Origin of the sequence: Frankia sp. AvcI1 (assembly GCF_001420875.1) — a bacterium.
Lineage (GTDB): Bacteria > Actinomycetota > Actinomycetes > Frankiales > Frankiaceae > Frankia > Frankia alni.
Window position 1 is genome coordinate 129,261 of the sequence record NZ_LJFZ01000017.1, and the last position, 11,575, is coordinate 140,835.

The following is an 11,575-nucleotide window of genomic DNA, read 5'->3' on the forward strand; positions in this document are numbered from 1 at the left end:
ACCCGACGCTCGCGGCCGGTCAGCGCGAAGGAGACGTTGTTCAGCGCCAGCGATCGGTCGTACCGGTCGCCGGGGCGCTCCCGGCGCAGCAACCAGGGGGCGGTCAGGACGCGGTCGCGCCCGGTCACGCGCAGCTCGGGCAGCCGGCGGTCCTGCAGGTAGAGGTCGAACTCGTTCAGCAGGCGTTTCGCGCCGCCGATGCGGGCGCCGGCGCAGTCGACCAGGATCTTCATCATGCTCCCGAGTGAGAGGGCGCGCCGGCGCGCGTCCTGCCGTGCGGGGCGTCGGCCGGCTGGTCCGGGACCCCGGCCCCGCCGAGGCCGGCCGGGGGACGCCCGGTCAGGGCGGTGAACACGAGTCGGAGGTAGTCGTCCGGCCGGGTGGCTGCCGCTGCCCATTCGGCGGCGCGCCGCCCGATGCGGGCGAGGCGGGCCCGGTCGGCGAGCAGGGCGCGCAGCACGTCGGCGAGGGCCTCGGCGGACTCGTCGACGGGTGTGGCGCCGGTGACGCCGTCCTGGTAGGCGTCGTGGCTGCCACCGGAGGCCGGGCCGACCACGGCGCAGCCGGCGAGCTGGGCCTCCAACAGCACGATGCCGTAGCCCTCGCCGCTGGCCGCCGGTCCGCGTGGGCGGGTGCGGGTGCACAGGGCGAACAGGTCGGCGGTGGCGTAGAACCGGGCGAGGTCCTCGTCGGTCGGGGACTCGTGCAGCTCGGTGTCGGGATCCGCGGACACCAGCTCGTGCAGCGCGCCCGGAGCCGGGCCCTTGCCGGCCAGCACCAGCCGGACCGGGCCCAGGGTCTGCCGGACGGAGCGCACCGCCTCCATCAGCACCGCGGCGCCCTTGCCCGCCCAGTCGGCGAGCCGGAAAACGCTGAGCATGGTGGGGACCGGCGGCAGCGGCCGTCGCCGGCTCGCCTCGGCGAGCAGCGTCGCCCGCCACGCCGGGGAGATGCCGGGCGGCAGGATGGGGGCGAGGCCCACGGTGGACAGCGCCCCCGCGCTGTAGGAACTGATCGTGACGGGGTGCAGCAGGGGGTCGGCCCGCAGGATCGCCCGGTCGGCGGCGCGCATGCCCCAGATGTCGGTGCCGTAGAACAGGACCGGGCCGAAGCGGGCCCGGGTCAGCCGCAGCGCGACGGCGGCCACCGGGATGAGGTTGGCATGGCCGGCGACGACGCTGTCCGCGGGGCCGAAGCGCCGGGCCTGGTCGAGCGCCCGCAGGCTGANCCGGGCGCGGGCGGCCGCGGTCAGCTCGACCCCCGGTCCCAGCATGTCGAGGCGCAGCAGGTCCGCTCCGCCGGCCCGCAGCGTCTCCTCGACGGTGGTGAGGTAGNGCTCGATGCCGCCGCCGAGCCCGCGCGAGACGGTCAGGAGCAGCACGCGCGCGGGCTGGTCGGGGGCAGATGCGGGAGTGGGGGCAGGGAATCGGCGAAGAGGTGGCACGGAAGGTGATGCTAATCTCTCGCCACGTGTTGTCTTCGCGTTGAGTGCCGTGTCATCGGCACGTTGAGGATTGGAGTATGTACTTTTAGTGGCCCGTGCGCGGGGCTGGTAGGGCGTCGAGGGACCTGCCCCGGCCCGGGCGACGGGACCACCAGTTCTTCTGCCGCAGCGCCGGCGCCTCCACGGCCGTCCAGCTCGCCGCGGCGACCAGCACCGTCACGGCCGTGGTCAGCGGCAGGTAGACGACGGCGCCGAGCCGGTGCAGGCCGTAGACGGTGGCGAGCTGCTGGATCGGGAAGCCGTAGATGTACAGGCCGTAGGACAGATCGCGCCGCGAGCCGACCCGGTGCAGCGGCAGCCGGACCGCCAACCAGGCGACGAGGTACGCCATCGGCAGCGCGGACATCAGGTGCTGGTCGGTGACGAAGAACGACGCGCCGAGCACGAGCGCCGCCGCCGTGGCCAGCCGGCCCGACAGCGGGATGCGCTCGGCGTACAGGCACAGCACGGCGCCGGCGAGGAAGTGCAGCCCGAACCGGGCGAGGTCGGTGGAGAAGGGCGCCGGCAGCAGCGCGCCGCCGGGGCCCAGCGGGTGGATCGCGGCGAGTAGCAGCAGGGTCGCACCGACGGCCAGAACCGGGCGGCGGCGCAGCAGGCCGACCGCGGCGAGCGCCGCGGTGCCGAGGTAGCACAGCACCTCCCACCACAGAGTCCACAGCGAGCCGTCCCAGGCGACCGGCATGCCCGAACCGGGCAGGGGGAAGAAGGTGCCGGTGGGAGTGCCGGCGATGTCGTAGAAGCGCATCCTGACCAGCGCGTTGTCGGTGACGTAGGGCAGCGCGCCGTGCGGGCCGGTCAGCGGGTAGCCACGAAGCGAGCCGGTGTCGTGCAGCCAACCCAGGGGCGCCTCGACGAGGGCGACCAGCAGGAGGCACACCCAGAAGGCCGGCAGGATGCGCAACGCCCGGTGCCACAGGAAGCGGGGGACGCTCAGCCGCGTGCCGCTGCGGGTCACCAGGAAGCCNCTCACCGCGAAGAAGCCGTTGAGGGCTACCTCGTCGTACTCGTGGCGGCCCAGTGCCGGGGTGTGGTGGCCGCTGAGTGCCCACCCGTGGGACAGCAACACCGTCACCGCGAGCCACAGCCGCAACGCCCCGATGCTGTTCGGCCCCGTGAAGACCGTGGCGAGGGTGGGTCGGGGGCCTTGCAGCGCCTGCCCGGTGCTCGGGGTGGTCGCCGCGGGAGGGGACCCGCTCGGGCTCGCGGCGGCCGGCGAGGGGAGGGCGTGCGCCGTCGGTCCGATGCCCGATTCCATACGAGGCTCCTTCGCGGCCGACACGGGGCCGACGGTGGTCCTGGCGCGAGGTCAACGATTATGCGTCATGAAGGCATTACTCTATGTGAGAATCCGGCCTTGCCTCTGAGGTCGAGGACGCGTGCCGTGCCGGCGCGAAGGGAGTCGTACATGGAACTCGATCTGCGGTATCGCAATGGCGGCAACTCCGACCTGCTCGATCTGATCGACATCCGGCCGGGGCGGGCGCTCGACTGCGGCTGCGGAGCGGGGGACAACGCTCGGTTGCTGCGGGCCCGGGGCTGGCGCGTCACCGGGGTGACGATCGATCCCTCGGAGCGGGTGGCCGCGGGCGTGGAGTGCGAGCGGGTCGAACTCGCCGATCTCAACGACGGGCTGTCCTTCGCGCCGGACGGCAGCTACCAGCTCGTACTGCTCTCCCACATCCTGGAGCACCTGGCCGAGCCCGCGCCGCTGTTGGCCGAGGCCCGCCGGGTCGTCGACCCGGCCGGGCGCATCCTGGTGGCGCTGCCCAACGTGCTGCACTACCGGCAGCGCGCACAGTTCCTGCTCGGTCGCTTCGAGTACACCGAGACCGGGCTCATGGACGCCACCCACCTGCGCTTCTACACGGTGGACTCGGCCCGGCGCCTGCTGGCGGACAACGGCCTGCGCCTCGTCGCCCACTCGACGACCGGCGGCCTGCCGTGGTGGCGCAGTCGCGAGGTGCTGCCGCGCGGGCTGACGCGCGGTGCCGACCGCCGGATTCTCGCCCGGTGGCCGAACATGTTCGCGTGGCAGGCGCTGTTCCTCGCCACCCCCGCCACCACCCCTGCCACCGCGACCCCCGCCACCGTCGCCCCCCTCGCCGTCGGCGCCGACGCCGGCGGCTGCGACGGCGCACCCGTGGTCGTGCNGGCGCAGAGCTCGGGGTCGTCCCGGGGCCCGGCGGTCATCCGGTCGGTCCACGCCGAGGCCGGGGCCGGCCCGCGGACACCGCCCCGGCGGCCGTAGGCGCGGCACCGGTGGGCCACGTCGGCCACGGGCGCTCTGCCGTCGGTCGGTGCAGCGGGGCCGACCGGCCGGGGCGCGCGACGGTCGGGTGGCGCGGGGACCGCCGCGGCAGCAGATCCGTCGCGACCCGGAGGCGGTGTCCCCGGTGGGTGGGAACGTGGGGTCGGGCTACCGCCATGCCGTCCAGTGGGCCGCACGCGGTTCGTCGGCCCTCGGGTCGCCGGGGGGTGGCAGGGGGCCGAGCCCGTCGAGCAGGCCGTGGCGGACCAGCGCCGTCGTTTCGAGTCCCCGCCCGCGCACGACGTCCAGCACCACGCTGCGGGGCAGCACGACGGTCGCGGTGACGGCGGCGACCAGCGTGGTGCGCAGCCGCCAGCCGCGGATGCGGGTGAACCACAGCCGGTTGCGCACGGTGTAGTAGGCGTTGGCGCGGCGGGGGATCGTGGTGCTGCCGGTGTGCCAGGCCCGGTGCGGGCTGAGTACGACGCTCCACCCGGCCTCCCGGACCCGGTAGCAGAAGTCGACGTCCTCGAAACCGAGGAAGTACCGGCCGTCGAACGGGACCCGCCGCAGGCATGCGGCCTTGATGAACATCACCGCGCCGGTCACCCAGTCCGCCTCGCAGGGCCGGTCGTCGGGGGGGCGGCGGGCTCGCGGCGCCACGAGGACCGGGCTCAGCCGCGCCGANCCGGACTGCAGGCCGTCACCGTTGACGAGGGTGGGGGCGACGACTCCGATGTTGGTGCCGGTCAGCAGGTCCAGACACGCCCGGATCGTTGCCTCGTCGATCCGGATGTCGTTGTTGACCAGCAGGTAGGCGCCCGCCGCCGGGTAGTCCCGGACGGCGAGCGCGAAACCGCCGCCGAAGCCGAGGTTGCGTGGCGGCAGGGTCCACGCCACGGACGTCGCCAGTTCCGCCGGCCGGGCCGAGCCGTCGTTGGCGACGACGGTGACCTGGGCGATCGACGGGCTCGCGTCCAGGCGTTCCGCGAGTTCGACCGTGGGCTGAGGCGGGCCCCAGTGGACGATGACCGCCACGGTCTTCATCGGGCCCCCTGCCTCGGTCGAGCGGAGCGTGAGTCCTGGCGGCCGCGCGACGACGCCACCGATTCGGTGCCGAGAGTAACAGAGCCATGTCACGCTGTAGAGCAAGGGGAGTCGTCGGCTCGCCGTGGCGGGCCGCAACGTCCAGTCGATCTGCCGATACCTCACTAGAGGTAGTTGAACGATGGCCTAGGGTGATGGCGTGGTGGAGGCATCCTCGGTCCCANCAGCCGAAGACGAGCAGGGAACCGCGTCGAGCGGTCCGGCGACGGGCGAGACGCCCCGACCCGGCCGGCCGGCGGATCCGGCGGCGGACGCGCCCACGGTGCTCGTCGAGGACCCGGCGCCCGTCGTCGGACGCGGTCCCGCCGCCGGACGCCGGCGGATGCTCGCCGGCCGGCTGGCCCGGGGGCTCGGCGAGTTGCTGATCACCGCTGGGATCGTCGTCGCGCTGTTCCTCGCCTACCAGCTGTGGGTCACCGATCTGTTCGCCGCGCGGACCCAGGATCGGCTGCACCACCAGCTCGACCAGGCCTGGCGGCGGCCGCCGGCGCCGCGGGCGCCCGCCGGTGATCGGGTGCGGCCGGCTCCGCTGCCACCGGTCGATCTCGGCGACGGCCTGGCGGTCCTGCGGGTGCCGCGATTCGGCCGCGACTATTCCCCCGTCGTCGTGGAGGGCGTCGCCGCCGGTGAGCTGCGGCGCGGGCCAGGCCATATTCCGGGCACGGCCATGCCTGGTCAGCTCGGCAACTTCGTCGTTTCGGGGCATCGGACGACGTATGGAAAACCGTTTAGTCGTCTCGATGAATTGAAGGTTGGCGACCCTCTTGTCGTTGAGGTACGGGACCGTTACTACACCTACCGGGTCACCGGCTCCGAGGTCGTGACGCCGAACCGCGTGGATGTCACCTACCCNGTCCCCAAGCGACCGGGAGTGGCGCCGACCAAGGACCTGATCACCCTGACCACCTGCCATCCGAAGTTCTCGGCGAGCCATCGACTGATCGTGTACGGCGAGCTGGTCGACACCACCGCGAAGTCCGCCGGGGTGCCCCCGGCGGTCAGGGGGGAGTGAGCGATGTACGCGTGGCTCTACCGCCGGCTGCCCGGTCCGCCGCGGCTCCGGCTGACGCTGGCAGTCGTTGCGGTGCTTGCCGTCGTCGCCTTGTTGATGTTCGTTGCCTTTCCCGCGGTGGAGACGGTGTTGCCGAACGGTCGAGTCACACTGGGTAACTGATGGGTGTTGACTCGACGGCGGCGGGCCGCCGGCCACCACTCGTCTGTCGGCGGACCAGCGGATTAGTCGAAATGGCGACGGGCAGGTCCCAACGGGTAGCGGAGTGGAATTCGCCAACGCCTTCACGGGCATTAGGACCCGATGGTCGGGGGAGCGTGTCGGGGACACCGGACGGCTGAGCCGACGCCACCGGAAAGTCGGGCATCGGATACCCTGCGAACTGGGCCACGTTACGCTCTGATAGCGCGGAGATCGGCGTGGACGTGGGGCAGGCCGGGTCGGCGGAGATGGTGGCGGGTGGGCCAGCCACAGGCGGTCCGGAGAGCGGCGCAGGGGCATTGCGGGATAGGCTTCGGGGGAATTCCATGAAATGGCCGGATCGGATACGGCGTGGTTCGGCGCTCCGCCCGGGCGGCGTGGCGTGGGAACCGGGCGGTCGCGGTTGGTCACGTTGCCTGCCGGACGGGGCGCCGCCTGCCGGCGCCGGCGGCCTCGACCGGCTCGACCGGCTCGACCGGCCCGGAGAGGTCCAGGCGGCGCCGCAGGCCGGACCGTCAGGCCGAGGTGGCCGCGGCCACGCCCGTGCGGCGGCGGCCGTCCTCGCCGTCCTCGCCGTCCTCGCCGGGCTGATCGTGCTGGCGCTCGTGGTCGGGTTCGTCCGCCCGCCGGGCTTACCCGGCTCCGCCGGTGACGCCGGGGGACGCGTCGGCGCGGCCGCGATCTCGCTCGCAGGGGTCACGGCGGTCGCCGTGGTCGCCGTCCCCGCGGCGCTGGCGGGTCGGGCCCGCGCCTGCGGCGGCACCTGGTGGGGCTCCAGGCGGGGGCGGCGGCGCTGGGCCGGTGACGAGCTGACCGGGCTCGCCGACCGCCGGCACTTCCTCGACGCGGTCGGCCGCAGCCTGGGCGGCGGCCATCGGGCGCGCGCCGTGACGCCGGTCGCGGTCCTGCTCCTCGACCTCGACCGGATGCGCGACGTCAACGGCGCCCTCGGCCACGAGCAGGGCGACCGGCTGATCGTCACCGTGGGCCGGCGCCTGCTCGCCGCCCTGCCCGCCTCGACCCTGCTCGCGCGGGTCGACGGTGACGCCTTCGCGGTGCTGCTGCGCGGCGGCGAGGTCGACGGCGCCGAGCGGCTCGCGGCCGTCCTGCGGGAGGCGCTCGAACCGCCGGTCCTGCTCGCCGGCACCCCGGTCCGACCCGACGCGAGCATCGGGATCGCCTGCTCTCCCGAGCATGGCCGGGTGGCGCTGGAGCTGTTCCGTCACGCCGAGGAGGCGATGCTCGCCGCGAAACGGTCCCGGTGCGGGCAGGCGGTCTACAACCGGGCACATCCCCCGATCAACCGGGCGCGGCTGCTGCTGCGCGCCGAGGTGCGCCAGGCGTTGGACCGCGGCCAGCTCGAGCTGAGCTACCAGCCGAAGGCCGACCTGCGCAGTGGCCGGATCAGCGGGGTCGAGGCGCTCGTGCGCTGGCGCCATCCGGTCGACGGGGTGCGCCCGCCCGACGTGTTCCTCGCCGAGCTCGACCGGGCCGGGCTGATGCCGAAACTGACCGTGTACGTCCTCGACCAGGCGCTGGCCGCCTGTGCGGGCTGGCACGCCGGGGGCGCACCGCTGTCGGTCTCGGTCAACGTGCCGGCGTCGGTCATCGTCGACCGCGCCTTCGTCGGCGTGGTGCGCGCGGCGCTGGCCCGCCACCGGCTCCCGCCGTCGGCGCTGGTCGTCGAGGTCACCGAGGACAGCCTCATCGAGGCCCGGGAGGCGGCGCGGCGCACGCTGGCGGGTCTGCGCAGCCTGGGCGTGCGGGTCAGCCTGGACGACTACGGCACCGGCTTCTGCTCGCTGACCTATCTGCGCGAACTGCCGGCAGACGAGGTGAAGCTGGACCGTACGTTCCTGCGCGATCTCGACCGTGACCCCGCGGCGGTCGAGATCGTGCGCTCCACGGTCTCGCTCGCCCACGCGCTGCGGCTGCGCATCGTCGCCGAAGGGGTGGAGACCCAGCGGTCCTGGCAGGCGCTGGCCGACTGGCAGTGCGACGAGGTGCAGGGCTTCTTCGTCGCCGGGCCGATGACGGGCGACCGGGTCGTCGGGTGGCTGCGCGAGTGGGCCGCCCGGCTCGCCGTCCCCCCCGACGCCGCGGCGTCGGGGGGCGGGGCCCTGGTCGGCGCCGGCCTGGCCCCGGAGGTTGGCGCCGCGGCCGTTCCGGCGCTGTCGGCACCGCCGTCGGCCGGTGCCGGCGCACCGCGGCCGGGCCAGTGGCCGGCGGGCCTGCGCGGCACCCCGGCGCCCGCCACGGCCTGGCGGGCGGCCGGCTACCTGGTGCAGACCGACCTGGCGGCCTCCTGAGCTCAACAGGCCGGCCCCTGCCGGGCCGCCGCCGTGTCCAGCCGCAGCGTCAGCTCGGCGACCGCCCTGATCTCCCGGGCGTTCTCGCCCGGCGCCCCCGCGACGAGCCGCTCGCAGATCCCGCGGTACATCGCCGGGTAGCTGTCGAGTCGGTTCACCCGGCGGCGGCGCAGGATCCGGGACCCGGCCTNGGCGCTGTACCGGGCGCCGTCGACGATGGTCGCCGTCACCCCGTTGGCCCGCAGTTCGGTGTGCTCACGCAGGCCGAAGCNGCTGCCGCCGGCGCTGGTCAGCACGAGCGAGAGGATCGCGTCGTTCACGAGCTCGACGTACACGGTGAAGGTACCCGTGCGGGCGGAGGTGACCGTGGCGCGGCGCACCGGGGCGAAGTCGTTGAGCCACAGGAAGTGGTCGATCCAGTGGCAGCCGTTGCTCACCAACCGGGTCCGCGAGGCCGGCCAGCGGTACCAGTGCCGGGCGGGCAGCGGCTCCTCGTACACCACCGCGCTGTAGAGCATCGGCTCGCGCGCCTCGCCGAGGCGGAGGTCGGTGCGTAGCCAGGCGTTGATCGGCGAGTGGCGGCGCTGGAAGCAGGCGAACAGACGCCCGCCGCCGTCGATGAGCTTCGCCAGCTCCTCGAGGTCCTCCTCGGTGGTGACCAGGGGTTTCTCGACGACGGCCGCCGAGCCGCGGCGCAGCGCCGCGTGGGCCAGCGGGGCATGGGTGTGGTGGTAGCCGGCGATCAGCAGGACGTCCGCCGGGTCGTCCTCGGCCGGCAGCGGCGAGGTGTCCCAGGACCACCGGTCGGTGCGCCGGGCGCCGATCTGCACGGGATCGAGTTCGTGCACCCGGATGAGGTCGAGGTGTTCGCCGATGTGCGGGACGATCTGGGTCTTGGCGTAGTGGCCGAGCCCGAACAGGGCCGCGGTGGGCCGGCGGGCGGACCCCGGCGCGGCGCCGGGTGCCGGGCGCCGCCGCGTGCTGGTCGCGATCGGGCTGGCGCCGGTGAGCAGCCGGTCGTCCGGCCTGGCCCCGCGCCACTCGACCGCGAGCCACGCCACGAGTCGGTCGACGGCCGCCGGGTCCAGCGCGATCCCGGCCAACGGCGACCAGCCGACCAGCGCGTCGTCGACCACCGGCGGCGGGCTCGCCGGTCGGGCCCGGTGGACGATCGTCGCCCCGCCCGGCCGGGCACCGGGGTCGACCGGTCGGGGGACGTCTGCCGCACGGACCGGGCGGATGAGGTCGCGGTGCAGGACGACCCGCTCCATGCACGCCGGGTGGCAGGGCGCGACGAAGGCGACGGGGGAGCCGGGCGCCGGGACAGCCGTCGGCGACGCCGGCGCCTCGCCCCCCGGGAACGGCGCCGGCTCGACCGTGCCCAGCCCGACCCCCACGTACCGCCGGTTGCGGTCGCGTTCCCGCAGCCGGCTGGCGGTCTTGCGAGCCACCGCCCGAGCCCCGAACTCGCGGGTGTAGGCGGCCAGCGCCCGGGAGCCGCCCGACCGCACGAAGAACTGGTCGTCCACCGGGACCAGGGTGATCCAGACGGACGGATGGACGCGCGCCTGCCCGGCCGTCGGGGTCTCGTCGAGGAAGCCGTCGGCCCAGCGCTGCGCGAGGAGAACCCTCATCCCGCCGCCGGCGCCCGTCCGACCGGTTGGGCGCGGCAGGCGCCGGCGAGCAGTGTCAGCGGAGCCGTCAGCGCCGCGTCGATCAGCCGCGCGCAGGTCTCGAACGCCTCCCGACCGCCCTCGAGCGGGTCGGACAGGTCGTCGATCGACGCCGGCACGACGCGGCCCGAGGCCCGGACCCGCCAGGCGGCCGCGGCCAGGTGCTCCCCGGCCAGCCGCGGCTCACCCGGCGGCACGTCCGCGGGGCGCACCCCGGAAGTCAGCCGGCCGAACTCGCGCACGGTGAAGGTCCGGCGCAGGGCGCGCGGCGCGAGGGCGACCACCGCCGAGCGGTGCTGTCGGGTCGCGCACAGGACCAGGTCGCTGGCGCCGATCAGCTCCGCGGTCAGCGGCCGGGTGCGGAACGCGCCGGGGTCCACGCCCCGTGCGCGCAGCAGCGCCGCGGCGTGCGGGTGCATCGGCGCGGCCGGTTCCGCGTACACCCCGGCGCTGTGGAACACGGGCGCCGCGCCGGGCGCCGCGCCGAACCGGGCCGCGGCGAGGTGCTCGGCCAGCGGCGAGCGGCAGAGATTGCCGGTGCAGACCATCAGCACCGTCCACGGCCGGCCCGGCTCGCCCGCCCCGGTGGCGCTCATGCCGGACGGGGCGCGCTGCCCCGACGCCAGTACACGCCCGTCCAGTCGACCTGGATGATCGGTTCGGACACGCCGTGGGCGGCCCGGTAGTCGTCCACGGCTGCCCGACACCCGGGAACCGCCCCGTAGTCGTCGATGATGCAGTAGCCGCCGGGGGACAGCTTCGGGTACAGCGCGCCGAGCGCGTCGATGGTGCTCTCGTACATGTCACCGTCCAGGCGCAGCACCGCCAGGCGTTCGATCGGCGCGTCGGGCAGCGTGTCGCGAAACCATCCCGGCAGGAAGCGGACCTGGTCGTCGAGCAGGCCGTAGCGGCGGAAGTTCTCCCGCACCTGGTCGACGGAGACGACGAGGGCGGAGTGCTCGTGGTGGCGGTCGCCGGCGTCGGCCGCGTAACGCGGGTCGGGCACCGGCAGCCCGGCGAAGGAGTCGGCGACCCAGATCGTGCGGTCGTCGACCCCGTAGGCGGCCAGCACCCCGCGCATCAGGATGCAGGCCCCGCCCCGCCACACCCCGGTCTCGATGAGATCGCCGGGGACGCCGTCGCGGATCACCTGCTCGGTGCACTCCTGAAGGTTGCGCATGCGATGTTCGCCGGTCATCGTGTGCGCGAGTCTCGGCCAGTCCCGCCCGTCGTCGCGGGCGTCGGGTGAGGATCTCTTCACGATCTCCACTCCCTGGCGCTCGGCGGCCAGGGCCAGGATGCGCCGGGCGCCGCCGCGCGGCTCCCACACGCTGCCGTCCCCGCCGTCCCAGAGGGAGAAGGTGAGGGTGGACCGGAGGAGATCGAGGTACCGCGACGTGGTGTCGGGCAGGTCGTCGCGGGTGCCGGTCGGCGTCGTGGTCATCGTCGCTCCTGGATGGGGGATGGATCGCCGGTGAGGTCGGTGACGGGGTCGATGGTGGTGCGGGGCGCGGGGATCGC

The 11,575-nt window shown here is 74.5% G+C and carries 8 protein-coding genes and 4 pseudogenes; 5 read left to right on the forward strand and 7 right to left on the reverse strand.

What is annotated here, in order from left to right:
- Nucleotides 1–232 precede the first annotated feature (232 nt).
- The 3 genes and pseudogenes from UK94_RS18370 to UK94_RS57045 all read right to left on the reverse strand — a co-directional run.
- Nucleotides 233–1,227 (reverse strand): glycosyltransferase family 4 protein (locus tag UK94_RS18370; RefSeq protein ID WP_235488537.1); only part of this gene is annotated, 995 nt, incomplete at its 5' end.
- 302 nt (nucleotides 1,228–1,529) lie between these two features.
- On the reverse strand, nucleotides 1,530–2,468 hold a 939-nt coding region (locus UK94_RS18375; RefSeq protein ID WP_235488539.1), incomplete at its 5' end, for an acyltransferase.
- 1 nt (nucleotide 2,469) lies between these two features.
- Nucleotides 2,470–2,759 (reverse strand): annotated as a pseudogene (locus UK94_RS57045) (acyltransferase); the annotation flags it as partial.
- Nucleotides 2,760–2,909: 150 nt separating this feature from the next.
- Between UK94_RS57045 and UK94_RS18380 the strand changes: the two are divergent.
- Nucleotides 2,910–3,654, forward strand: a 745-nt coding sequence (locus UK94_RS18380) for a class I SAM-dependent methyltransferase (protein WP_235488541.1), incomplete at its 3' end; no start/stop codon positions are given.
- A 266-nt stretch (nucleotides 3,655–3,920) separates the two neighbouring features.
- Here UK94_RS18380 and UK94_RS57050 read toward each other — a convergent pair.
- A pseudogene (locus tag UK94_RS57050) lies at nucleotides 3,921–4,439 on the reverse strand (glycosyltransferase family 2 protein); the annotation flags it as partial.
- Between the two features lie 742 nt (nucleotides 4,440–5,181).
- On the opposite strand from UK94_RS57050, the gene UK94_RS18390 reads away from it, so the two are divergent.
- The 4 genes and pseudogenes from UK94_RS18390 to UK94_RS18395 form a co-directional block, all read left to right on the forward strand.
- Nucleotides 5,182–5,711 (forward strand): class E sortase (locus UK94_RS18390; protein ID WP_235488577.1); only part of this gene is annotated, 530 nt, incomplete at its 3' end.
- A gap of 1 nt (nucleotide 5,712) precedes the next feature.
- Nucleotides 5,713–5,871 (forward strand): annotated as a pseudogene (locus UK94_RS57060) (sortase); the annotation flags it as partial.
- Between the two features lie 3 nt (nucleotides 5,872–5,874).
- Entirely contained in the window at nucleotides 5,875–6,033 is a 159-nt protein-coding gene (locus UK94_RS34735; protein WP_085949666.1) for a hypothetical protein, read from the forward strand.
- Nucleotides 6,034–6,398: 365 nt separating this feature from the next.
- Entirely contained in the window at nucleotides 6,399–8,381 is a 1,983-nt protein-coding gene (locus UK94_RS18395; RefSeq protein ID WP_055750811.1) for a bifunctional diguanylate cyclase/phosphodiesterase, read from the forward strand.
- Nucleotides 8,382–8,653: 272 nt separating this feature from the next.
- On the opposite strand, the pseudogene UK94_RS57065 reads toward UK94_RS18395, so the two are convergent.
- The 3 genes and pseudogenes from UK94_RS57065 to UK94_RS18410 all read right to left on the reverse strand — a co-directional run.
- Nucleotides 8,654–10,015 (reverse strand): annotated as a pseudogene (locus tag UK94_RS57065) (Gfo/Idh/MocA family oxidoreductase); the annotation flags it as partial.
- A complete protein-coding gene (locus UK94_RS18405; protein WP_011603208.1) occupies nucleotides 10,012–10,650 on the reverse strand; it encodes a protein-tyrosine-phosphatase in 639 nt (212 codons plus the stop codon). The pseudogene UK94_RS57065 and the gene UK94_RS18405, both read right to left, overlap by 4 nt.
- A complete protein-coding gene (locus UK94_RS18410; RefSeq protein WP_050997052.1) occupies nucleotides 10,647–11,498 on the reverse strand; it encodes a TylF/MycF family methyltransferase in 852 nt (283 codons plus the stop codon). Before UK94_RS18410 ends, UK94_RS18405 begins: the two co-directional genes overlap by 4 nt.
- Nucleotides 11,499–11,575: the final 77 nt, after the last annotated feature.